We start from the raw sequence: 23,461 nt of genomic DNA on the forward strand, positions 1-23,461 counted from the left end.
ATGAGATGAAATGGTCAAGGTTGAGAGTTTGTTTGGTTTTTGCTTAAAAGTATGGCGTCAGGATCTAATCCTGTCAGTTGTCTTGATTACCATCTTCATGTTGTTTCTTTTGCCGTGTGCTGATGCAGCACCGGCTGATGTCACCCCGGTTCATACCTATCAGACTCGTGCTCCTGTTGATTATGATCAGGAGGTTGAGACAGGAATCAAGGATTATAATACATGGGTTACTGCCGGAGAAGAACAACTCAGAGCATCCAAGTACCAGGAGGCTCTTGAGTCTTTCAACAAAGCACTTGTCGCCTGTAATCAGGGTCGGATCTTTGGATCTGATAAGGCCCGGGTTCTCACCGGAAAAGGTGCAGCATTTCTTGGTCTTGGGAGATCAAAAGAGGCTTTGACTGCATATTCTGAAGCTCATGATCTGGATCCCCTGAGTACTGCTGCTATCATGGGGCAGGGTAATGCCAACACCGGACTTGGTCAGTATGATGATGCTCTTTCAGCTTACAATTCAATTCTCTCACAGGATCAAACCAATCTCTCGATCCTCATTCAAAAAGGGAATGCTCTCAGCCTCCAGGGGCGTGCACAGGCAGCCATCAATGTGTACAAGAGTGTTATTAAGATTGATCCAGCAAATGCAGATGCCTGGGCTGGTGAAGGAAAGATGCTTGCTTCCTTAAACCGTCACAAGGAGGCTGTTGAGGCGTACAATTTGTCTGTAACATATGATCCACATAATGCAGATACATGGACCAATTATGGAAAGAGTCTCTGGATTCTTGGTCAATATCAGCAGTCACTTGATGCGTACAACAAGGCACTGGCAATTCTTCCCAATGATCCGTCAGCACAAGAAGGAAAAACAACCGTAACCGGGCTCATGTCCCGGTACCAGAAGGCAATGTCACAGGCATCAAAATGAAAACTCCAGATTGTCCTGAAGTGGCTGGAGATTTTATACGGGATGCAGGGGTAGAGGAAGTCCGGTCTTTTGTTTTGGATCGTCTTCATGCCCACGGAGCACATGGGCTTGACCACACAATGCGGGTCACTGCTCTTTGTGATCGTATTGGGAGAAAAGAGTCGGCAGATATGAAAATTCTCATCTCTGCAGCCCTTCTTCACGATATTGCCCGTCCTCTGGAAGAATCAGATGGCATTCCTCATGAGGAAGAAGGTGCGAGGATAGCAGAAAAATTTCTTCCATCTCTTCATTATTCACATGTTCAGATTCAGGGAGTAGTTCATGCAATCCTGACCCACCGGTACAGATCATCAAGACTGCCGGAGACTCTGGAAGCTAAGATTCTGTCTGATGCAGATAAACTCGATGCTATGGGAGCAGTGGGGATAGCCCGGGCGTTTATGACAGCCGGTGAGAGAGGCGGAGAGATGCAGGATGCCATGGATCATATCGATGATAAATTGATTAAGCTCAAGGATTTGATGTATACAAAAACCGGGAGAGAGATTGCTAGTGAGCGGCACCGGGTTCTTGAGAAATTTCGTGAGATCTATAATACAGAAACCCGGCCTATGTTACAACATTGAAACTGGTGTGTTAAGGTAATACTAAAGCGCTAAAGAGATGTGACTCAATTTGTGAAAGAGGAGTAATTGTTATCCCTACCTCGAAAGAGTTTGAATCAATTATTATCGATTTTCTTAATTAACTATCGCCCGATCACTTTCGCCCTGTTTACTAAACCTTTAGATAGAGAGTGCCATGATCAAGGTACGCCATGCCTCCAGTTTTACACCCGGTCATATCGGGATCATCAGGCTCCTTCTCGATAATTGTTTCACCATCCGGGATCTTATTGGAAGCGCTCAGTGCCGTACTCAGTTCGTATCTAACTCGGTCCCTCTACATATGCGGGAATTACCCGGTTTACCTCACAAAAAACATTGTAGATCATAACAAGATCAGGGTCAGGCGTGCTCTCACTGCATATCAGATTATCACCATTCTTGAGGAGGCCAACGAATCCCTGATTCTTTTTGAGCATGATCGAACCTGGTATCAGGATGCTCCCGAACTTATCCCGATTATTGGAGAGGTCTGTAAAAGAAAGGCAAATGAGCCACAGTTGATCATTCTGTTTTCTGATCGGTTAGATCAATGGCTCTCCCAGATTGATCCATATAGTAGCCGGGTTGTTTATTATTTGGATACCCTGGCAAAACCGAAGAAGAAACAGTCACAAGGAGTAGCTCACCAGAATACTCTCGAAGGACTCTGGTGATCAGAATTGATTCTTCATCTCCGGTCAGGGTTGAAGGGATAGCTCGTGGATCCATCATTCGATCCAATGAGATCGATATCAATTACTACCGGCAGTTATCGGTCAGGTGTGGAAAGAAATGGAATTTGTGTATCAGGTCTGCGAGATATAATGTGAGATCACTTTCGCGGTGTTTACCTTACCTTTACATACTCCTGATGGGATCATCTAGCGATGAGGGATCATACCAATCCGCTCAAGAATATTCCTCCAGAGGCTTTTTCAATATTTCAGGCATCCCATAAGGATTTTCTTACATGCCTGGCTGATATTCCAAGACGATACCCAACCGGTCGAATCACGTACATTAATAATCACGATTATGTTCCTTTACTTCAGTTTAAAGAAGAGGAACAGGATAGACTCGATCACCTGAAAATTGACAAACTCTCAGATTTACTTGAATATATTTCAACTGATACTTCAGCGATTCTTTTTATCGAGTATCATCTCTCCTGGTTTAAACCTGACAAGGAGGAGGAGATGAATCAATTCAGTGAGGTCTGTAAGATCCGGGCACGAAAGGGAGGCCCTGTTGTGGTGGTTACTGCAATAATGGACAGGAATCTGTTAGGCCTTGAAGGGAAAGCAGATCATTTTTTTCAGGTCCGGACGTGGGAGTTGAAAAAAGTTCGGGCGATCAAGGAGCAGACGTATCTTGACTCAATACCGGCTAGTCCGGTGGGGGTTATGGAGAAGGGGAGAATATACGGGCAGACGAAATTAGAATTGTGAAGAGAGAGAATATACCAAATTTCATCCCTGTGTTCTTTTCGAGATATTCCACGAACCAGCTAGGTGGTTGGGAATGGTTCCTGGCTTCGGTCCCAAGGTGTGTGTCGAACCATAGGCGTCCCCGTGTGATAGGTATTCCAACATTCCCCTTGGGCTTGGCGTGGGGTGAAGGATTGGGTGAGAGAGGTAAGGACGCAGGGGCGAGATCTTACTTCTTTTTTATATTATCCTATTATAAAAAATTAAGTTGATAATTATTAGTGAATGTTGTTGATCATGAGACTGTAGAATTTACGCAAAAAAAACAGATTCTACAAAACGATCTCTCAGGATTAGCATACATATCCCGTACTGATTTATCAAGTAAACAAAAGGATTCTATTACTCAATACAAGTCAAATTCAACAGACTACAACGTGTTTCTTCGCAACGATGACTCAATTTTTCAAGTAAATAGAACGGTTTATGATATTATCGCCAATATCGATAGGGCCTTCGAACTCGAACTGTCAAAGATACCATTTGAATTAGAACTTTTCAGGGGAATACCTTACAGTGTAGCAGAAAATATCGTTTCTAATTATGCATACCTTGAATCAGGGTTTATTTCAACAACTTTTGATTTAATGGAGGCATATAATTACTCTAAGTTTTTTCAAAATTCCCAACATCATGAATCATCTCCGGATGGATTTATTCCCATTTTACTCATTCTTTGTGAACCCGGAGATAAGGGGATATATTTAGGAAATTGGGAATTTGAAATATTACTTAATCGAGGACAAATATGGACTGTTTTATCAGATAAAAAATATTCATTAATTAGAATTATTCCAGAAGATGGAAATATAAATCAAATTGTTGAATTAAAGAGCGTTAGGTTTATTGCCATAAAACGAAAATAACTATCATATTATGAAAACTTCAATTAATGAACGATTAATGGTCAATATCGATAACCTAAAATTTCTATCTAGTATACCCCCACCAACTATAAGAGAAATTGATATTGCAAATGAACGAATAAACAAAATATTTATTCCTTCTACTCATACTAAACCAATAAATTCTGAAAGATATGGGAAATCTTTTTGAATAGTTAATAATCTAATTCTATTTTTGATTCATAAATATCATACAATATTGTTGCGGTTAATAATTCAAAAAAATTCAAACACCATAATTTATATTTTGATGTAATCTGTGATAGTTTTTTTATAAAGTTCAATCGAAAATTACAATATAATTATTATATCAGATGAGAATATGGAATTTGAAAACATAAATTTTATTGGCTCAATTTTTTTATTCATAGCAGTCTTTGCCCAAGGCACCCAATCTTCACTAGGACATTCCAATTATTTCATTTTAGCAATTGTTTGCCTTTTATTACTCTCACTTTATAATGGATATTATTTTAGAGGAACAAGATCATATCAAATGGCGTTAATATCACTGTGTTTTTTTTTAATATCAGTAAGTTTAATCATTATTTTACAAAATATAGGTGCAATAATTTTCATAATCTGGATGATTTTTACCGTATGGTTGGGATATGAAGCCAATCGTACTCCAATTAACACATCAAATAAATATTACATAAAAGGTATGGAGAGTTATAAATCTAAAGAATATGAGGTCGCAATTTATCGATTCAACCTAGCATTAAAACATTGTCCTAATAATCATGATGCATATTATGGAAAAGGAATTTCTTTATTTAAATTGAATAAAATAAATGAAGCGATAGAAGCATTTGATGCAATCATTAAATTTAATCCGAACTATTCAAAAGCTTATTTAGGAAAAGCTGCCGCTTTGAAGAAAAACAATAAATTAGAAGAGGCAAAAATTGAATATAAAAAATATAAATCTACTTCTAAAAAATAATCAGTTAGACTAAATTGGATTAATAACATTAACAATATTTTTTCAATATAGAATCTTGTAAATATCGAGTATAAATAAAAAAATACGTAATAAATTTAAAAAAGGGGGGAAAAGAGAGATGTTTGAGGTGATTTGGGATTATCTCTCAGGCGTGAGTGTCAACCACAGTTTGCAGAACATCAGAGATCTATACATGGCGTTCTGAGTTTCACAAGGAATTGCCGAGACTCAATTCCTCAGTCATAAAAGAAATAGGTTCGGCCCTATTTCTTTCCAATCTCCCCAGAAAGGCCAGATTACTCCGGCACATAGATATTCACACTGATCGTTTTTAACAGCAATGAATCAGAACCGGATCCATTTCAGGAGCCCGGATAATTAGCTGACATGATCCATTGATGAGGCTGCAAGTGACAGAGGATCGATTGATACAGATCCGTCTTCTGCTTCCTCAATACTGGTGATCACAAGCTCCGCAAACTCAACGGATTCATACGCGAGTTTCACATACTGGCGATAAAGAAGAATCGCCGCAATAGTGTTTATCACGCTCAGAGATCCAAGAAACCCGGTCAATATTTCCCAAATCATAATCTCCCTCCATACCTCACAAAGTCCCTCACGCTCATATTTCCAGATACGAACCCTCTGGTTCTCAGTGTGTCATTCCCTTCAGACTGTGATCCGAACCCAAGCATACCGGAACCGTTCACAACGGTTCCCCCGGTCAGTCCGGATCCAACAACCCGCGAGATCTCATAACTTCCATTCTGAAGCATCCCCGTAGTATACAGATCAGATACCTGGGCGGCCTGCACCCGGGATTCAGTCAGAAATGTACATGCGACTTCATCCAACACTGTTGGACGAGTCCGGGAATTCGCATAATCTGATGCTATGATCGGACCGTTTCCCCTGACTATCAGGTCAGTCTGAAATTCCTCATCTCCGGTAATGGACCTGGATAATTGAGATTGATCCACTGCCATTACACGGGAAGAGAACGATCCATTATCGTTATTCCCGGAGCTCGCGATCATCATTGTTCCATCAGTTGAAATGGACGTACTGACATAATCAGCACCAACGAAAGCCGCGAGGACCAGGAATATGCCACCGGATAAAATAAATTTCCAATTCATATTCCGCCTCGGTTGGAAAAGAAAAGGAAATTTAAGCGAGTAGGGCCACAGTGTCAGCCCAGGACTCGATACCGGTGAGGATCGAATCAGACTCGTAGCTTGAAATGGTCACGCTGTCACGCTTGAAAGTGACATTGAAGTTTTCACCATTTGAGCTGTGAGCTTTGAGTGTACAGCTGAATGAATCCTCAGAACTGTCATGTGAAGGAGTTCCACCCATCGCAGTCCCGAGTGCAGCGGTCCCCAGGATCGTGGTGATATCAGTGTTGAACGCTGCGGAAGTTGGAGCCTTCACTGAGATCTGACCGACCGTCTTGGCTTCTCCATTTTCATAGATGACCTTCCCTGAGTAATACTCAGAACCCCGGACAACAGCGGCAACGGTTTTTCCGGCTGAAGTGTATGAAGTACACCCCCAGGGGTTATTGTCGATCACATCCTGAACAAGAGCCAGGAAATTCGCAATGGTATCAATCGGACTGGTTAGCTTCCTCTCCGCTGACTTTACTGCACCTTTCGATACAAAATCTGCCATCTTTTTATCTCCACCCGGATTATACCGGTATAAATAGATATGCCGCGAGTATTTATATAGAAAAAATTGGGAGTGAAACGAGAAGAGAAAAAAACCGGGATTTAAAATTTAAGCCCGCCTATGTGTGGGTAGAGGATAATTTCCAGGGATATTAATGTTGTCTGGTAATACATGGAAAAAATGATTATAAAAAATTGAATGAAAGGATAATCTTTCAATTTATGGGCTTAATTACTCGATATAATTCATAGCAAACCCACAAAAATAATCCCATAATAAATAATGCGAAAGAACCAGATGAAAGACCATTTAAATAATCAGATAACCGTTGACATACCCAACTAATTCCTAAATATACTGTATATAATAAACCTATTATCAAAATGAGAGCACAACAAATAGCACCACCATCATTATTTGATGTCATATTTTTATCCCTAGGAAGATACCAAATCCAAATAAGAATCCAGTAATTATTCTAATATAATTATTGCTGGTCCGAATACCTATCGCCTGAGTTATTCCATCTATTATTAACGGAAGTGATAATATTAGCATATTCATTAAAGAGATAGATAACCCAAGATATTGAAAACTCATACCACAAATGATTCCAAATATTATGCCAAGGCATCGGGAACATAAGTATTTCTCGATTCCAAAAAACCGGATTGATCGTTCCGGGATTTTGTGGCAAAGACATAATGTTATTGAGTGATTACAGTACGTTAGTTTGATATATGGCCCAATATGGATATCATTACCATATAACATTTTAACTTTATTTGCCTCTTTAGGTGTCTTTTCTTTCAATAGCCCTTTATCTTTAAGCACTACTTCCATCCCATTTTTTCATAAGAGAAAACTCTTAAAGTCAGGATTACCCAGATCATATAAAAACACAAAAATAAACGAGAAAAATATGTAAATCCTTCTGGCGTATAATATTCTAATAAATAATCATTTGATAATAACGATAAAAACATTGACAAACAAACCAAACCCCAACAAATAATTCCTTTTTTGTCTTTGTAATAGAGATAATAATAAGAAACCAAAATGGCAATTATTGCAAATATATAGTTAAATGATTTAAAAAAGGCATAGTAAACTGTGACTGTTAATAATATTTGACTCCCAGATAATAGTTGGGTATAATATGTAGTATCTGAACATCGAGTATAAAAAAAGCCATTATTCGGAGAAGGATTTTTTTTGACAGTTGTTGTCTGTTTCTGTGGGTTTCTTGTTTGAACAGGAATTGGATTAATGTTTGGAGGGGATGGTTGCCAATTAACTTGGGCTTGATTTTTCTTTTGAGGATAATAATCTTCGTTTATATTGCACCAGGGACAATGAGTGAGATGATTTAGGTATTTATGATTAGTATTTCGATCGCATAATTTCAACCGTTTTCTGGTCTTATCAATAACAGTCACCCATTCTCTTGCAGATGGACGTCTTTTCTCATCTTTATGACCATATACAAAGCATCGGATAAATAACTCTTGAATTTCTGGGCTTAGTATATCCCAAGGGGGGACATCCTCAGGGGGTCTAACTGATGAGTTTATGTTTCCATAGGGGAATAATCCAAGTCTGATTTTTTCTATTGGAGAAGATGCACCATTTACGGCTGTACCTATTGCTTGGTATGGGAGTGCATTTTGCATTAAAAATTGAAAGATAATAGTTCCAAGCGCAAAAAGATCAGAAAATTTTCGATCAAATCCAATTTTTAAGTCTTTCCCAATTAACTCTGGAGGAGTGTATTCAGGAAGACCAACGGTGTTGTAGTATATTTTATTATTTACTCTATCAGTAACCTGAAATGAATCACAATCAATGTAAGCGACATTAGCTCTCAAATTCACTAAAATGTTATTTGACTGTAGATCACCAACACAATAGCCTTTGTCATGTAATGAATCAAGAACTGTGGCAATATTCCGACTAGTTACCAAGGCATGATCCCAATTCACCAAAACCTGATTATCGTCTCTATCTGTTGGACAATAGTAATAATGAGCTGGTTTGTATGATTTTACATCAATAAGAGGCATTATTATGCCTGCGAATGATGCCCCTCTATTATCATAATATAAAATATCATTCGGCCATGCTATTTGGACTCTACCCTTTGCAGTAAATATGTTAGAGGGAGGATTATTAACCATATATTTTAATTTTCTACACCTCTCCGGATTACGTTGAAGTTTATCTGTGTAAATTTTTGCACAAAGATCAGGGCTCCCAATGATTGGAAAAATGCCCCCCTCAGCGCCTCTCCCAAATTCGGGGCCTAATTCAACCTTATTTCCTTTTGAATTATAATAAATTGAATTCACTCCTTAACAAGAATTACCAGGGTTTTATCGTCACTTGATACTAAAGCAAATTTATTATTAAGGACACGCTCCATTTCTGCAATAGATTCTTCTTCATTGGTTTGAGATTTAGCCCATGAAAATAAATATTTAAACCCATTAGAATTAACAACCCATTTTCCATCAATTTTTTGCATTAAAGCATCTTGAACACCATCCGTAAAAACGGCAATATTGTTAAAATTCGAAGTTTTTCTAACAATAACAAATTCTTTCCATTGATCAGATGTTATTGGAATAACCTCATTCCGATATTCAAGGTTATTCGGTTCAGAAATTAGAAAAATATCATCACCATATGATGAAACCACTGCTCCATCACCGATTTGAGAAACTGCACAATTATTACCATCAATAAGGACAATGATTAACGTACAGGCTAAATCTTGGAGATTATACTTATTTATTAAAGAATAATCGACAAGATTAGTTCTTGTTTCCTCAATTACTTGAAAAACAATTTCTTCAATATTTATATCATCTAAGTAACTCTCAACATACATCTTCTGGATTAAATCAATAGCAGACTTAACACAAAACTTCGCTCCAATATCTGAAAAGGGTGCAGATCCTAACCCATCTGCAATGGCTATAATACCTTTATTTTTATCCAAAATCTTGTAGTTACAAGCATCTTGACAAGGGATATCTGAGGTAATATGCGAGGGTCCTCTAATTGAGAGTCCAAATATCTTTAAATTTATATTTTCTTCTAGATCTGATGTTTGCAGATTATTTTGATTTAGATCTGAGGTTTCTATTGTTGGGCAATTTGGTGCAAAAACTTTAAAAAAAGAGACTTTTTTAAAATCCATTTAATCATTTTTTATTACGAATATCTAAAAAATCTCATCAATCTGCAGTACCCCAGTCAGTCTGAGGAAGCGGGGTTGAGATTCCAGGACTACTTCGACTTAACGCTAAACTGCTTGCTGCAAACCAATCAAACATGTTATCCCAATTATTTGGCTTTAATCTTAATGGAGCACGTGCAGAGAGTGTCTTCAGAAAATCCATATTAACCTCATCACCGACTGCTACTTTATAAAAAGAAAAATGCTTATTTGCCTCTCCATCTTTTAATTCTTGGACTACTTGATTATAGAGTGATTTATCCATTGTCATATCATTGTCTGTGGCGTCAGTAATCAAGAAAATCCAGGGTCGAAAATAATCCGTTCCATTTTGAGCATATTGTTCTTTACGGCTTTTTATTAATTCAATTGATTTTAAGATTCCCATTCCCATTGTTGTCCATCCACCAGCGGATAGGGGTTTAATATCAAATTCTTTGATTGAAGAAAATGGATGTTCGACAGTGACATTATCGTTAAATGATACTAAGGCGAGTTCTACTCTCTTACACGCTAAAGAATCATTCAATATTTTATCCTGATATAATTTAATGCCACGATTTACTCCATCAATCCCTTCCCCAATCATCGAACCGGAGGTATCGACTAGTAAGACAGTAGCCACTTTAGGTTCCCGTTTATCTAAAATTGGCATCTCTTCTAATCCTGACATGAAGAGATCATTATTTTATTGGATATTTGTATATTTCGAAATCTCCCTTAAAGGGGTCTCTCTTATACGTCACCGTAATATTGGAGATTTGTCCAACTCAATGAAAACTATCTTTCTCACTCCACCGGAACCCACAAAGCCGCCTTCTTCCCCGGACTCGCAATCATCCCCAGAACCTGACGAACAATAGCACAGTACATCTGTCCACCAACCGGAATGTAAAACTTAATGGCGAGTTGACGCACTGAAAGACTGCTGATCCCTTCCTGTAAATTCACCGGATCGAGAGGAAGTTCTACAGCATTTGAAATGATATTCACCACATCTGATACCGGGATATCATGTGTTCCCTCACCATCAATCTCTATCAGAACACAATCCCCGACGATCCGCAATCTCCCCACTTTTTTGAATGTCTCATAGTACCAGACCATAAAAATCCTCCAGTGGGGAGAGAGGGAAGAAAAGGGCACAAAATTCTCAAATTATTAAAATTTATTTTATATCTTTATAATGAATATATTGAAAGATATCATAAAAAACTTTTGCATATCCCCAAAGCACTGATACTTTGAGACCTTTTTCAGAAATTTAACATAATAATATATGGTTTTCAACCTGAATTGACCTCTTGCTGAAATCTGTTTTGAGTTATGTTGCAACCCATTAAGAATTGATATAAAAGTGTACGCGTGTTGATAAGTGTGCCTGCTCCGATCAAACCCATTCTCACATCGGCCCGTGCTGGTCTTATCTAGAAGATAATAGAATTTCATGCTATTGAGGGACAGGGCTTTGTGTGACCGATATGAACGTATCGGATAGTGATGGGAGGGCTCATTCGTGTATATCTGTGCATTGTAATCTTTATGGAACAATTCTACCTCGTAATGCCATCAAAAATCATGAGACTGACTAGAATACCTCCAATGAAAAGAAAAGCCCAGAATCCGATGACAATTACCCCCATTATCCACGTTATTAATTGCGGGAATATCAAAAAAGGTGCTATAAACAATCCCACAACCATAACCACGAGCACAGCCGCCCATGATCCGTTGTGAGGGTTGTCAATGAGATACAGTTCCCCTGAATTTGTATAGCTATGTGCGACTAGAATCTTATCAGATGCATCCATAGCGATAACCCCATGAGGCCATTTCTTCTCCAAACGTTCCATACGGGCATGGGGCACTCTCCCTTTCCATCTATCAGAGATCCCATTATCCATACGTATTCCCCAGATATCATTGGGGGTAATATCCGGATGTTCCCATGCTGCCCGTAAGAGATCCATCAGGTCGTTTATATTCTTCCCATCCCATGCTCTAATGCTTTGCAAAAGGTAGTGCATGCGGTCCCCCCCATAATTGATCATTCTTTCTTATCGGAGATGATAAAAATGTTCACGGTCAGAAGTCTTTATCTTGATAAAACCTTTTTCGAAATCTCTGCCTCTTTTTCTCCAGCGATGAGAACCAAAATGACATCATTTCTGCACTCTTCGAAAAGGGTATCAAAGTGGAGGGTAGTATATTGAGAACTAATGCTCCACTCAACCTCTGACCGCATTCTGAACGTCTGCCTTCTCGTTTTTGGTAAATGAGCAAATCAGTTAATTCCGGAAAGATACGCTCTCTGTATGCCTCTGCCTCATTGATATTTCGAAAGCCCAGTTTGGATATGCAGTCGCAAACCACGACTACCATGTCTTTCTTGACGTTCGGACTGTTATTCTGTACTCATTGCCCCTCCCCGGTCCAGCCCGACGAAAAAGATCGCTTTTTTAAAAGTTTAATAGTACCAGACCATAATCTTCTCCAAGGGGAGATCGAAAAGAATAGATCTGAAAAAATCACACCTTCCCGGAGATGGCATGAATAATATGCCGGTTCACTGTTCCATCATCCGCGAATAATTTCGGTGACTCATAACAGGTCCGACCAAACCGGAGAACCGGAGCCTCCTGAGGGAAACACCCGAGAACCCGGAGATCAATAATCGACTCTTTCGTTTATAGGTCCTTCTCTTCAAATTCTATACCGAGCCCTTTCAAAGTCGCTTTTAATTTATCACAGTTCGGGCAGTTTTTCATTGTGTGGACAATAATCTGATTCATAATTCACCGATGCAAGTCGGGCCGTCGCTCCGCTCCGGCCCTCCCTCCATTCATTCATTCATTCATTTTTCTGCAATTCACAGGTATCTGGGTTATTCAGCGGATCGGGTATCGGAATGTGGTATTCATCGCAGCAAAAACCAGATCTTACAATCATCACGAAGGGGCATGTTTTACAATTTATAACGATAATAACCCGAGAGCCCATTACCGGAGAACCTCCATAGTGCAGATAGAATCCTCATTTGCATACCGCCAGATTTCCTGATCTATCCCGGAAAAGAAAATCTCCTTACAGGCTTCGGTATCCACAAGAGCATCATGTCAGTCGATGAGATCCGCTCTCACAATGATTTTGTATGCCTCTGCCAGTTTCGGAAATTTAAAGCCTCTACCGAAACCTCGTGACAGTTGACAAAAGGTGGGAGAGTTTACCATTGTGTAAAATTGTGGCTTCGACAGTTGATTACTGTTTATTTTAGCTCTCAAGCATTCACTTCTGATAACATTCCGGTCATACTGCAGAATCCGGGATTGTGAATCCATCCGGTTTTATAAACCTGCTATCTTCTAGAATTATCTCTCCGGCTGCGGTCGCAAGCAGCCAGGCGATTTCAACAACCCGATCTTTGTGTACATCAGTACCGGTCGTTTCAGTGTCAAAAATAAAAATGTGATTCGGCCTCATAATTTCTTCTTATCCATACGCAACCTCACCAGATCCACAATATGAGACAATCCAGAAGCCGGGCGTTGGCGATAAACCTCTGTTCCAGGTATCCGGTTTTCAACTGCAGTGATCACCATCTTGAGCGGGATATCATGCATCTTGCCAAGATTCAGGTATTTCTCCGGATGACTGGATATCTCCTCTTCTATCACATTTCTGGGGATGATCGTTTTTTCTTTAATCTGAATGGCTTCTATCGCGGCTTTTATTTCAAATGTAAATTTATCGGTATTTCTGGGTATTATTGCACCTCCACGTCTGCTATTCCATACATGATTTTTCCCTAACCAGAACAATACTGACAATCAGGAAAAAGTTATCATGAAGGGGTCTGAAGCTTTGTGAATGGAACTTGGTTTGTCTATCACAAAACCTGATAAAAGACTTTGTGAGGGGAGAACTGACAACACTTCGAATGCGTATCCGGCGGAAAGAGCAGGGAGTAGAAGAGGGGTTTCACTTTTATTTATTATCTTGTCCCCTCATTTCGGAAAATTTAGATTAGCCAATTCGCAATCCGTGGGGTTATGTAACGTACTCTTACCTCATCTAATAACATTAACCGACTTTTTCCCGGACTCTCAATCAAATTCAGAATCTTACGAATAATAAGGAGAGTTATTCGAAAAATTATTCTTTGCCATCTCAAATTACAGGGTATCAAACAAATATCTCATTCTATACGTCATCAATGCAATAATTAACCCGAAAACCCCTGCAGTGACAAAAACTATGGCAATACCTGAATATGCCAGAATTATACCTAAGATTATCGGAGAAAAACTTTGACCAATGTATCTCATACAACTATAAATGGAGATAACGCCGCCTCTTGCTTCAAGTGGAGATATCTGTATAATCTGTGCGTCAATGCATGTCTGTGAAATAACGAGCCCTAATCCAAAAAGAAGTAATAAAAGAACTACTCCGATTATTGAAGGCACGACGGACATTATTAACAGTGATAACCCGACAAGTACAAATCCCGCAATTATCACCCTGATCAACGAATACTTGCTTGCAAAATACCGCACCTTAGGTGCCATCACGACACAAGCCATGCCCGGGACAGCGAGCATGATTCCTGATACTCCTGAAGTAAAGTTGAACTCACCCTTGAGCATAAAGGGCACATATATCATCATGGCAAATAATAGAAAATATATCGAGAAACCCATAAAAATGGTATAAAGTATTGGCAAATTTTTGAGATATCTGAGAGCTTCAATGAGACCTTGGTAACTGCCCAGCTCCTTCTGCTTTCTTGTTTCAGGAAGAATCATCATAACAACCAAAGCAAATGGCAGGGAAAGGGCATAAAAGAGAAATGCATAATTCCATCCAAAGGTTGCCAGTCCTCCTCCGATAATTGGCGCAAACACAGAGCCCAAGGCAAATGATATGCTGATTTTACTCATTGCCCCGACACAATCAATACCAGTGTAAACATCGCCGATAATCAGCATGGCAAGTGAGGTTATCGCGGCTACTCCAATACCCTGGATGAATCTCATTACTAACAACGAGTTCACATCAGAGACAAAAAAACTGACAAGACCTGTACATCCATAGATTACAAGACCGGTCACGAGTATTTTTTTCCGGTTGATACAATCGATGAATTGTCCGATAATCAACGTGAATATTGCAGTAGAGATAGTGAAAACTGACATGAGCATCCCTACCCCCTGGGTAGTCGTATGCAGTGGTCCTACCATTTCAGGTAATACTGGTGTAATAAGGGCTCCTCCGGCCATTGCAAAAAAGGCAGTTATACAGAGCAGGACAAGGTGATGAGTTTTAAATTCCATGATAATTCTGATTATTTAACATAATTCTCGATATATTCTAAACCATATCAACTAAAGAATTCACGATTAAATTCCCATGGTATGAATCAAATTCCGATAAGAGTATATTATCCCATTTATGGGTAATCCCTTTTATATGAGGCGCTATCTGTCTTCCCGTTTCAGTTATATATATGAATGATTGTCTTATCCACTTTTTTGAAATACCTGGTGTTCGTCTGGAGAAACAAACGATTCCGTCATTATGATAAAAAAAAAGAATTAGAATATATCAAATAACTTGAACTAACAACTGAAAACTATGCAGAAGAGATAATTCGAATAGATTATCCGTGTTCAATATTTTTATTAGAAAGGTATTTTTTCTATTCTATATATCTTACCTGAAAAATGAGGTGTTATCGTTTTATTCAAACCGATACAACCACCGGGACAGCATCCATCATAACAATTATTTCATGACCTTTTTCAGTGGATGATGCCCAAATACCCCAGGAATCATCCACCATCTCCGCATATCCCAGCGTGAGTATGCTGTTGTCTGATCCATCAAACATAGGAACCCAGGCATAGCCACCACCGTCAACTGCAGCAGCAGTAAGAAGACCTGAAGTGCTTACCCCGTTCTGATCGATATCAGCAGTGCTGTTTGGATCAAATGAATGAAGCAGCATATTTGATGTTGAAGAGTATGAACCAGTCTCGATATCAGCCTCTGCCACTTCCCTGGTGAGATCCTTTGCATGGACAACCGCAGCATGAACACTCTCTTTCATCTGTGCTGGATCACCGGTAAAGACCGGGAGTGTCATTCCATCAACAGGGGTTACTGCTGATAGAATAATTCCGCTGATCGCTGGCCTGACATACAGAAGAGAGACCGGTTTTTCTCCTGTTGTCAGGTTTGTAACATACAAACTCCCGCCTCCCATTTTTGCTAGAGAGGAGATTAAAAGACCGGAAGATACTGGATCTGAATTCTGCTTTGATAGATTTACTCCAACCAGTTCAGGGTTTGCTACATCCGCAAGAACCGTGCCATTGAGATCCAGAGCCAGAATATATTTCGTGTCACTGGAAAATCCACTAGAAGGATTATTGAAGTCAGCAAGTGCCTGTGTTCTTCCGTGAATAGAGAGATACGATGCTGCATCATCTGATAGGGTTATTAAACCCGGGGTCAGGTTCTGCGTTGTGTATGGATTGAGTGATACCGAGAGCTGACTTGTTGTTCCATCCTGCACTGTTGTTGTTGTAGTAACAGGTTCGTATCCTGGATATGTGAGGATGAGAGAGTGCATACCGCTGGGTATATTCTGAAGAGTCATTGGAGTTTTACCCTGGGGACGTGAATCCAGAATCACTGAGGCGCCTGATGGTGTGGAGGTAACAGCAATTGATCCGGTGTGGATTACTGTCCCTTTGGGCGTGAGAGTTCCGTAGATAGATGTTTCTCTTCCTGCAATAACATCCACGATACCAATCCAGTCAAGATATCCGGGAATTGAAACTCTTACATTGTAACTATCTGGATTTAATCCGTAAATCCGTGCCGGGGTAACTCCCCGGGTAATGCCATCAAGAGTAACTACCCCACCACTTGGAAATGACCGGATGGATAATGTTCCGGTTGGTGGGAAGTACCTGGGAAGAGCGACTTCGACCTTGCTCTCTTTTCCTGAACTGATCTCAATGGTCTGCATTACTGGCTGATACCCAAACTTCGCCAGTTTCATTGTGTAGGTCCCGGTTGGTATGGCATCAAAGTGTGCGGGAGTGATTCCATAGACCACATCATTCAAAATGATAACAGCTCCCCACGGATATGTATTGACTGTGAGTGAGCCCGTCGTAGATACCTGGTTTAATACGGCTGATACCACGGATTCTGCTCCAGATGCAACAGTTACTGTTGTTGTGTAAGGTGTGTATCCATCTTTACTGATGGTAACAGTATGGGATCCTGGAATTATTTCCGGGTACGTATGAGGGGTTGTTTGAATATCAGATCCGTCAATTGCTACTGTTGCCCCTGACGGGGTTGACGTGACTGATATTGATCCATTTAGAGGGCTCGCCTGCAGAGTTGCTGTTATTGTCTCAGTTGTCCCCGCAGCCGGGTTATGATCAATGGTTGAAGTCCAGTCCTGGTATCCACTCTTTTCCATTTTCACCGTATGCGGGGTGCTGCTGCTTTCATCAACAGCCACAGTCACGGGTGTTGTTCCTGAAGAAGAGCCATCAAATGTTACTGTCGCTCCTGAAGGAGATGAAATAAAACTAAAGTTTCCTGAAAGAGCCAGGTTTGTTATTGGGGAATCGGCCTGGATATTCAGATTACTTATACCTGGTTTTAATGATATTACTGGTTTAATAGTCGGTTGTAATGATGGAAGGAGAGTAGGTGTAGCAGTCGGTGTGGGAGTGACAGTAATATTAGATACTATAACTGGCTCTTTTGGTGTTGTAATCGGCACGGTTATAGGCTTAAGAGAGGGGACGAGTGTTACCTCTTTTGTTGGTGTTACCGTTGGTTCTGTTGTTGTCGGTACCTGAGTAACCTCCATAGTAGGGCTGCTAGTTGGAACTGTGATCGTTGGCAGAATGACGACAGGCACCTGGGTAATAACCGGAGTTATATTTGTTGTCAGGTTAAACAGCAGGTTACTGGTATTCGTAGCCGCTGCAAAAGGCGAGTTGACAACGAGACATATGAGAAGTACTAGAATCCACAACCTCATAGATCCATACTACTCATGCTTTGTTGAAATGGTTATGGGTTCTTTCTATTATTTTATATATCATACCTTCTCTCTGATTGCCATGATGATCCATAACAAAAGCATGTTATCCTTCAGGTACCCACGTTATGCAGATGTCATCAGATATTCTCATAGTCAGCACTCCATATGTTCCGGGCTATAAGATCGTCAGGCAGGTCGGATTTACCTGGGGTCTGATTGTACGTAGCAGGGGTCTTGGTGGAAATGTTGTTGCCGGTCTCCGAACTATTCTCGGCGGAGAGATTCATGAGTATACACAACTCCTGAATGAATCACGCTCTCATGCTCTGGATAGAATGAAGGATCATGCTAGGGAAATGGGAGCAAACGCGGTCATTGGTGTTGCATTTGATTCATCAGAGATTGGACAGTCGATGACCGAGGTGCTCGCTTATGGGACTGCAGTTGTTGTGGAACCGGAACAAGAGGAAAGTAAACCTGTTCGGTTGAGTTGAGGATACTGTACACAGGTGTGTGGTTCCTGTGAGGTTAAGCATCCATTATTGAATCTTTTTTCTTTTGTGGTTGTCATTGTTGGTTTCTTACTGGTTAATTCTGGGAGAACACTAATAGTTCCAAAGATGAGATACTGTATGATGTCCAGAGTACTTGCGTCGCCTTCAAAATATATTCAGGGAGCAGGAGAACTTTCGCGAATAAATGATCATATTTCCAGATTGCATGGGCCGTATCTCTTTGTCATGGGAGGTTTTGCATACACTCATTTGAAAGGTATTATTGAGGAAAGTTTCAAAGGTTCCGGGGCAACGCTCGTCTTTGAAAAATTTAATGGAGAATGTACTCATAATGAAATTGACAGGCTCCGAACGGTATACTCATTAAATCATTGTGGAGTAGTTATTGGAGTTGGGGGAGGCAAAGCTCTCGATACTGCCAAAGGAGTATCTTATTATGAAGAATGTCCGGTCATATCCATTCCAACGATTGCATCCACTGATTCACCCACAAGTGCAATATCTGTAGTCTATACTGAAGATCATGAATTTGATGGCAACCTGATTCTTGCAAAAAATCCAGAAATAATTCTGGTAGATACTAAAATTATTGCTGAGGCACCGGTCCGGTTGCTTGTTGCAGGGATGGGTGATGCTCTCTCGACATATTTTGAAGCGATGGCAAACGTTGCTTCACATCATGAAAATTTTGTTGGGGGAACATGTACGAACTCATCAGTTGCATTGGCAAAACTCTGTTATGAGATTTTGATTCGGGATGGAGTTCAGGCAAAAAAATCTGCAGAAAATAAGAAATGTACACAGGAACTTGAAAACATTGTTGAAGCAAATATTTATCTGAGTGGTGTAGGGTTTGAGAGTAATGGGCTTGCCTGTGCCCATTCGATCTATAACAGTCTCACTATTCTCCCTCAATGCCATCATATGTACCATGGTGAACTGGTAGCATTTGGTACTGTTGTTCAACTGGTTCTTGAAAAGCGTCCGGATAAAGAGATACAGGAAGTATTGCAGTTCTGCTCAAGTGTCGGGCTACCGGTTACTATTTCTGGAATCTGTTCCGGTGAAATGAGTTCAGATGATATCATGAAGGTTTCTGAGACTGCATGCAAGCCCGGGTCATTCATGGATTGTGAACCATTTGCTGTAACACCACTCATGGTCTATGATGCCATGATGAAAGCAGATGCCCTTGGTCGTGAATTTGTTTTAAACAAGAACTGAGTTGGTGACCCCGGTAAATTTTTTTCAGTTATACAGTCTTTCGGGTTTTCTGAATTCAGGGGAAGTAATAAGGGGAGAATAAGATTTTGATCTGAATAAATTGGGCATCTGGAAAAAAAGTTTCAATAATCCCGGTCTAAAAATATCCTGATTGAAGGTTTCATCATTGAAGTACACTTGAAAAGTGTATCAACATGTTTAAGTTGTGTAGTCTGGAAAAGGCGATAAAATTGTGGATTTTTAAAGATCACCTGGATCATGTCCTTCATTGGTCAATTTATCAATGATTTAACCAGTTTTTTATCTGAAACCTCCCCTCTGGTTGGTATATCCAGGATCTAATTTTCAACCAGATGTCACTGGTGCTTATAAAAAGCCCTTTCTGCCGATATCCATTTAAAATTTTCAACCTTAAATTGGCATAATATACGCGGAGATATTCGTTTGCATTGACGCATCGAGAATAGCAGATCTCAATGGCAGGCAGGGTATTCATCAACCCATTTATCACGATTGATAAAAATACCTTGAGAAAACGATATGGTTGACTTAATTAAAAAATAAAGGCCAATACATGATTTTAAACAATGTGAGATGTTACCTGATCTAAATTTCGGTTAATTTTCAAAAATACTTGATTTAAGGCCGAATTGATCCACCCTATGATAGTACTGGGTAAATGGCAACATGCCTGCGATTTGAGTAATTGATCATGGAGAGAATATTGACCCTGTTTATACAAACCAAATTAGGGATCTCCTGATCTCCATGCATCTTCATTAAGATGGTACGTTTTTTCTGAATTCATCGTATCATTACAAAAAACCAATAACTTATGAAATATAGTTTCATATGGTACAATTTCTATCAATTTTATTGTGACGCAATGCTGGCAATAATAAAATCAGGGATATCTGTGATCATTGAAATCCAGCTAGAGACAATCAATCAAAGGAATTTTCAAATGATCTATTGACACAATCCCATGATTTGATCAAATACCTCTATAGAAATTTTACCGGTAGGTTTTATCACAACAATTAAGATGAGACATTCATGACCGTTTCAAATAATTATCAGACAATAACAGAAGAAAAGACAACCTGGAAGTGTACAGTTTGTGGCTTTGTGATGAACGGTGAAAAACCTCCGAAAGGATGTCCTAATTGCCACAGCCCCTCGGGAGAATTTATCCCTGCACATCATGACATAGCCTCTTACAATGGAGAACCATTTGATGTTCTGCTCATCAACGGCAGTTCACACAGAGCAGGAAACACCGGGATAATGACGGATGTTGCGGAATCCATGCTTAAAGAGTTGAATGTATCGTATCTCCGGGTTAACCTGAATGAACATTCCATAGATCACTGCTGGTGCTGTTATGCGGTACGTGCACAGTCCTGTGATTTTCCATGCCGGAATAAATCTGATGATATGCATACATTTCATCAGATGCTAACCGTTGCGAAATCCGTCATCGTCGCTTCACCTATCAACTGGAATAGCATGTCAGCGAGGCTCAAGATCTTTCTTGACCGGACGACCTGCTTACAAAATCTCTATCACCTGAAAAAACCCGGGCTGACCACGGGAAAAATTGTAGGGATTCTGGTGAACGGGCATGAAGATGGGGGAATAAAAACTGCTATGGATATATTCCTGAATTTTCAGCAGATGGGTTTTATTCTCGCTCCCTTTGGTATGTATTACCGGACTCATGGTGCTGAGTTTACAAGCAACGAAGATCGGGAATTTTTTGCTGCTGATCAGTTGCTCAATACCTATACTCGGGGAGTTGTATCAAACGTGGTTGAGATGATGAAGTTGGATCTTGAGAAGCAAATGAAAGAGAGGATCATACCGGTTTCAGAATAATGAATGATCTCAACAATTTTTCCTGCCAGATCGAACTAAAAAACCTAAAATAATTATTTTTCATAAGAAGGAGATTAGAGATATTTATACCGTAGAGCCATATGTTGATTCAGGATATTTCCATAGATACACTGCTCACCGTTTGACCGGGTGAATTATGTCAATTTCTGAAAAAATTCGTACATCTTTTCTGCCTTTACCGGTTTTAGAGGGAATCATTCCTGTTACCTGGAGTCAGATTCCCATGGAGATAATAGCCGGAATTTCTCTTGCAGCTCTTGCCATTCCTGAAGTTATGGGATACGCAAACATTGCTGGGATGCCTGTTGTAACCGGGCTTTACACCATCCTGATCCCTCTTGTAGTATTTGCAATCTTTGGTTCTTCACGGCACCTTGTTGTCGGGGCTGATTCCGCGACTGCTGCAATTCTTTCAACAACCCTGATCAGTATGGCAATGCCCGGATCTTCAGAATATGTGAACCTTGCAAGCATGGTGGCTCTCCTTGCTGCAGGATTTCTCTTCCTCTCCCGGATCTTCAGATTAGGATTTATTGCGGATTTTCTTTCACGATCGGTTTTAATTGGGTTTTTAACAGGTGTTGGTATTCAAGTTGCTCTTGGTCAGATTCCTGGAATGATTGGAGTTTCAGGCGGAAACTCCTCCTCAATAATTCAATTGATAAACCTCATATCTGCTCCTCAATTATCTTTAAACAGCATCACACTCCTTCTGTCTGGTGCTGTTCTGGCAATTATTATATGTGGGAATACATTTGCAAAACGAATTCCCTGGCCTTTTCTTGTTGTTATAGGTGGAATCGTTGTTAGTTGGGGGTTAAACCTTTCAGCCAGCGGTGTTGCGATGATCGGTGAGATCTCTTATGGATTTCCCGGGATAGGATTTCCCATCGTGCCACCGGATCAGATTCCAACACTCATCGGAACTTCTGCTGCATGTTTTGTGGTGATCCTTACTCAAAGTGCAGCGACTTCACGTGCATATGCTGCCCGATATGGGGAATCGTTTGATGAGAATGTAGACCTTGTTGGTCTTGCTCTTTCCAATGTGGCAGCGGGATTGTCTGGAACTTTCGTAGTGAACGGAAGCCCGACAAAGACCGAGATGGTAGATAGTGCGGGTGGAAAAACCCAGATTGCCCAGTTGGTGACATTTGGTGTTGTGTGTGTTGCATTACTCTTTTTCACCCGACCTCTGTCATTTTTACCAAGTGCTGTGCTTGCAACAATCGTTTTTGTTATTGGAATTCATCTCATTGATGTCAGAGGTATGAAAAACCTGTATTCACGGCGTCCTGTTGAATTTGTGGTTGCACTTTTCACAGCACTTACTGTTCTCTGTGTCAGTGTTGGTTGGGGTATTGCCGTCGCAATTGTTCTTTCGATGATTGCTCATCTTCGTCATAGTTACCGGCCGCTAAATTTCCTATTGATTGAGTCTCCAAACCGGGGATGGGCATTGCGATCAATTGATTCAGGCAGTCAGGCATCTCCCGGGCTTGTTGTCTATCAGTTCGGGGCAAATCTGTATTATGCCAACGAGGCTCGATTTACGAGTGAAATACTTGGTATTGTTCAAACCGCAAATCCCCCGTTACAGTGGCTCTGTCTATCAGCAGTATCAATACAGGATATTGATTTTTCAGGATCTGAAGCGATCAGGCAGCTTCATGGAGAACTTAAAAACCGGGGAATTGTGCTCGTCATGAGTTCAGTTGAAGATCCAGTCATGAAACAGCTGGAACGGGATCGTTTAATAGATCTTATCGGGAGAGATCATTTTTTTGAATTCAACAGAGATGTGGTCATAGCATATAATGAGCACCGGGATAGTTGATCACAACAAAACTTTGGGATATTCCCACACATTATTGTGAACAACTGATTTTTTCATTTTGGGTTTTTTAATCAA

General features: G+C 40.1%; 24 protein-coding genes. 10 read left to right on the top strand and 14 right to left on the bottom strand.

Going from position 1 to position 23,461, the window contains the following annotated elements; translation table 11 throughout:
• Positions 1–10 precede the first annotated feature (10 nt).
• From DK846_RS01370 to DK846_RS01395, 6 genes are all read left to right on the top strand, one after another.
• A complete protein-coding gene (locus DK846_RS01370) occupies positions 11–928 on the top strand; it encodes a tetratricopeptide repeat protein (RefSeq protein WP_109967127.1) in 918 nt (305 codons plus the stop codon).
• Positions 925–1,557 carry an HD domain-containing protein gene (locus DK846_RS01375; RefSeq protein ID WP_109967128.1) on the top strand — a complete coding sequence of 211 codons (633 nt, stop codon included), beginning with the start codon at positions 925–927 and terminating at the stop codon, positions 1,555–1,557. Before DK846_RS01370 ends, DK846_RS01375 begins: the two co-directional genes overlap by 4 nt.
• A gap of 191 nt (positions 1,558–1,748) precedes the next feature.
• Complete coding sequence (locus DK846_RS01380; protein WP_109967129.1) at positions 1,749–2,252, top strand: hypothetical protein; 504 nt, start codon at positions 1,749–1,751, stop codon at positions 2,250–2,252.
• Positions 2,253–2,465: 213 nt separating this feature from the next.
• Positions 2,466–3,026, top strand: coding sequence for a hypothetical protein (locus DK846_RS01385; protein WP_109967130.1), 561 nt, complete (start codon positions 2,466–2,468; stop codon positions 3,024–3,026).
• A gap of 260 nt (positions 3,027–3,286) precedes the next feature.
• Positions 3,287–3,931 (top strand): ADP-ribosyltransferase family protein, encoded by a 645-nt coding sequence (locus tag DK846_RS01390; RefSeq protein ID WP_109967131.1) that lies wholly within the window; start codon positions 3,287–3,289, stop codon positions 3,929–3,931.
• A gap of 361 nt (positions 3,932–4,292) precedes the next feature.
• Positions 4,293–4,916: a tetratricopeptide repeat protein gene (locus DK846_RS01395; protein WP_109967132.1), complete on the top strand. Its 624-nt coding sequence runs from the start codon at positions 4,293–4,295 to the stop codon at positions 4,914–4,916.
• Between the two features lie 378 nt (positions 4,917–5,294).
• Here DK846_RS01395 and DK846_RS01400 read toward each other — a convergent pair whose 3' ends face one another.
• From DK846_RS01400 to DK846_RS01470, 14 genes are all read right to left on the bottom strand, one after another.
• A complete protein-coding gene (locus DK846_RS01400) occupies positions 5,295–5,507 on the bottom strand; it encodes a hypothetical protein (protein WP_109967133.1) in 213 nt (70 codons plus the stop codon).
• Positions 5,504–6,058 (bottom strand): hypothetical protein, encoded by a 555-nt coding sequence (locus tag DK846_RS01405; RefSeq protein ID WP_109967134.1) that lies wholly within the window; start codon positions 6,056–6,058, stop codon positions 5,504–5,506. The genes DK846_RS01400 and DK846_RS01405 overlap by 4 nt, the downstream gene beginning before the upstream one ends.
• A gap of 31 nt (positions 6,059–6,089) precedes the next feature.
• Positions 6,090–6,593 (bottom strand): hypothetical protein, encoded by a 504-nt coding sequence (locus tag DK846_RS01410; protein ID WP_109967135.1) that lies wholly within the window; start codon positions 6,591–6,593, stop codon positions 6,090–6,092.
• Between the two features lie 423 nt (positions 6,594–7,016).
• Positions 7,017–7,436: a DUF2085 domain-containing protein gene (locus DK846_RS01415; RefSeq protein WP_219970599.1), complete on the bottom strand. Its 420-nt coding sequence runs from the start codon at positions 7,434–7,436 to the stop codon at positions 7,017–7,019.
• Positions 7,427–8,941, bottom strand: a complete 1,515-nt coding sequence (locus DK846_RS01420) for a helix-hairpin-helix domain-containing protein (protein ID WP_109967136.1) — start codon at positions 8,939–8,941, stop codon at positions 7,427–7,429. Before DK846_RS01420 ends, DK846_RS01415 begins: the two co-directional genes overlap by 10 nt.
• Entirely contained in the window at positions 8,938–9,795 is an 858-nt protein-coding gene (locus DK846_RS01425; RefSeq protein WP_109967137.1) for a PP2C family serine/threonine-protein phosphatase, read from the bottom strand. The genes DK846_RS01420 and DK846_RS01425 overlap by 4 nt, the downstream gene beginning before the upstream one ends.
• Positions 9,796–9,832: 37 nt before the next feature.
• A complete protein-coding gene (locus DK846_RS01430) occupies positions 9,833–10,507 on the bottom strand; it encodes a vWA domain-containing protein (protein WP_109967138.1) in 675 nt (224 codons plus the stop codon).
• 116 nt (positions 10,508–10,623) lie between these two features.
• Positions 10,624–10,941 carry a hypothetical protein gene (locus DK846_RS01435; protein WP_109967139.1) on the bottom strand — a complete coding sequence of 106 codons (318 nt, stop codon included), beginning with the start codon at positions 10,939–10,941 and terminating at the stop codon, positions 10,624–10,626.
• 446 nt (positions 10,942–11,387) lie between these two features.
• Positions 11,388–11,861: a hypothetical protein gene (locus DK846_RS01445; RefSeq protein ID WP_146201092.1), complete on the bottom strand. Its 474-nt coding sequence runs from the start codon at positions 11,859–11,861 to the stop codon at positions 11,388–11,390.
• A 660-nt stretch (positions 11,862–12,521) separates the two neighbouring features.
• A complete protein-coding gene (locus tag DK846_RS18255; protein WP_109967142.1) occupies positions 12,522–12,626 on the bottom strand; it encodes a glutaredoxin family protein in 105 nt (34 codons plus the stop codon).
• A 514-nt stretch (positions 12,627–13,140) separates the two neighbouring features.
• Positions 13,141–13,314, bottom strand: coding sequence for an exonuclease domain-containing protein (locus DK846_RS01455; RefSeq protein WP_109967143.1), 174 nt, complete (start codon positions 13,312–13,314; stop codon positions 13,141–13,143).
• Positions 13,311–13,652 (bottom strand): hypothetical protein, encoded by a 342-nt coding sequence (locus tag DK846_RS01460; RefSeq protein WP_109967144.1) that lies wholly within the window; start codon positions 13,650–13,652, stop codon positions 13,311–13,313. Before DK846_RS01460 ends, DK846_RS01455 begins: the two co-directional genes overlap by 4 nt.
• Positions 13,653–14,006: 354 nt before the next feature.
• Positions 14,007–15,167, bottom strand: coding sequence for an MFS transporter (locus tag DK846_RS01465; RefSeq protein ID WP_109967145.1), 1,161 nt, complete (start codon positions 15,165–15,167; stop codon positions 14,007–14,009).
• Positions 15,168–15,577: 410 nt separating this feature from the next.
• Positions 15,578–17,908 (bottom strand): PEGA domain-containing protein, encoded by a 2,331-nt coding sequence (locus DK846_RS01470; RefSeq protein ID WP_109967146.1) that lies wholly within the window; start codon positions 17,906–17,908, stop codon positions 15,578–15,580.
• Between the two features lie 128 nt (positions 17,909–18,036).
• On the opposite strand from DK846_RS01470, the gene DK846_RS01475 reads away from it, so the two are divergent.
• From DK846_RS01475 to DK846_RS01490, 4 genes are all read left to right on the top strand, one after another.
• Positions 18,037–18,405, top strand: coding sequence for a heavy metal-binding domain-containing protein (locus DK846_RS01475; protein ID WP_245926424.1), 369 nt, complete (start codon positions 18,037–18,039; stop codon positions 18,403–18,405).
• Positions 18,406–18,543: 138 nt separating this feature from the next.
• Entirely contained in the window at positions 18,544–19,650 is a 1,107-nt protein-coding gene (locus DK846_RS01480; RefSeq protein ID WP_245926425.1) for a glycerol dehydrogenase, read from the top strand.
• Between the two features lie 1,056 nt (positions 19,651–20,706).
• Positions 20,707–21,528 (top strand): flavodoxin family protein, encoded by an 822-nt coding sequence (locus tag DK846_RS01485; RefSeq protein WP_245926426.1) that lies wholly within the window; start codon positions 20,707–20,709, stop codon positions 21,526–21,528.
• A 157-nt stretch (positions 21,529–21,685) separates the two neighbouring features.
• A complete protein-coding gene (locus DK846_RS01490; protein WP_109967148.1) occupies positions 21,686–23,386 on the top strand; it encodes a SulP family inorganic anion transporter in 1,701 nt (566 codons plus the stop codon).
• Positions 23,387–23,461 lie beyond the last annotated feature (75 nt).

This window comes from Methanospirillum lacunae (assembly GCF_003173355.1).
Classification (GTDB): Archaea; Halobacteriota; Methanomicrobia; order Methanomicrobiales; family Methanospirillaceae; genus Methanospirillum; species Methanospirillum lacunae.

Bases quoted from the DNA above. Each gene is read 5' to 3' on its own strand.
- DK846_RS01370 (WP_109967127.1), top strand. From the start codon at position 11: ATGGTCAAGGTTGAGAGTTTGTTTGGTTTTTGCTTAAAAGTATGGCGT.
- DK846_RS01375 (WP_109967128.1), top strand. From the start codon at position 925: ATGAAAACTCCAGATTGTCCTGAAGTGGCTGGAGATTTTATACGGGAT.
- DK846_RS01380 (WP_109967129.1), top strand. From the start codon at position 1,749: ATGCCTCCAGTTTTACACCCGGTCATATCGGGATCATCAGGCTCCTTC.
- DK846_RS01385 (WP_109967130.1), top strand. From the start codon at position 2,466: ATGAGGGATCATACCAATCCGCTCAAGAATATTCCTCCAGAGGCTTTT.
- DK846_RS01395 (WP_109967132.1), top strand. From the start codon at position 4,293: ATGGAATTTGAAAACATAAATTTTATTGGCTCAATTTTTTTATTCATA.
- DK846_RS01400 (WP_109967133.1), bottom strand. From the start codon at position 5,507: ATGATTTGGGAAATATTGACCGGGTTTCTTGGATCTCTGAGCGTGATA.
- DK846_RS01405 (WP_109967134.1), bottom strand. From the start codon at position 6,058: ATGAATTGGAAATTTATTTTATCCGGTGGCATATTCCTGGTCCTCGCG.
- DK846_RS01410 (WP_109967135.1), bottom strand. From the start codon at position 6,593: ATGGCAGATTTTGTATCGAAAGGTGCAGTAAAGTCAGCGGAGAGGAAG.
- DK846_RS01415 (WP_219970599.1), bottom strand. From the start codon at position 7,436: ATGGAAGTAGTGCTTAAAGATAAAGGGCTATTGAAAGAAAAGACACCT.
- DK846_RS01425 (WP_109967137.1), bottom strand. From the start codon at position 9,795: ATGGATTTTAAAAAAGTCTCTTTTTTTAAAGTTTTTGCACCAAATTGC.
- DK846_RS01430 (WP_109967138.1), bottom strand. From the start codon at position 10,507: ATGTCAGGATTAGAAGAGATGCCAATTTTAGATAAACGGGAACCTAAA.
- DK846_RS01435 (WP_109967139.1), bottom strand. From the start codon at position 10,941: ATGGTCTGGTACTATGAGACATTCAAAAAAGTGGGGAGATTGCGGATC.
- DK846_RS01445 (WP_146201092.1), bottom strand. From the start codon at position 11,861: ATGCACTACCTTTTGCAAAGCATTAGAGCATGGGATGGGAAGAATATA.
- DK846_RS18255 (WP_109967142.1), bottom strand. From the start codon at position 12,626: ATGAATCAGATTATTGTCCACACAATGAAAAACTGCCCGAACTGTGAT.
- DK846_RS01455 (WP_109967143.1), bottom strand. From the start codon at position 13,314: ATGAGGCCGAATCACATTTTTATTTTTGACACTGAAACGACCGGTACT.
- DK846_RS01465 (WP_109967145.1), bottom strand. From the start codon at position 15,167: ATGGAATTTAAAACTCATCACCTTGTCCTGCTCTGTATAACTGCCTTT.
- DK846_RS01470 (WP_109967146.1), bottom strand. From the start codon at position 17,908: ATGAGGTTGTGGATTCTAGTACTTCTCATATGTCTCGTTGTCAACTCG.
- DK846_RS01475 (WP_245926424.1), top strand. From the start codon at position 18,037: ATGCAGATGTCATCAGATATTCTCATAGTCAGCACTCCATATGTTCCG.
- DK846_RS01480 (WP_245926425.1), top strand. From the start codon at position 18,544: ATGATGTCCAGAGTACTTGCGTCGCCTTCAAAATATATTCAGGGAGCA.
- DK846_RS01485 (WP_245926426.1), top strand. From the start codon at position 20,707: ATGACCGTTTCAAATAATTATCAGACAATAACAGAAGAAAAGACAACC.
- DK846_RS01490 (WP_109967148.1), top strand. From the start codon at position 21,686: ATGTCAATTTCTGAAAAAATTCGTACATCTTTTCTGCCTTTACCGGTT.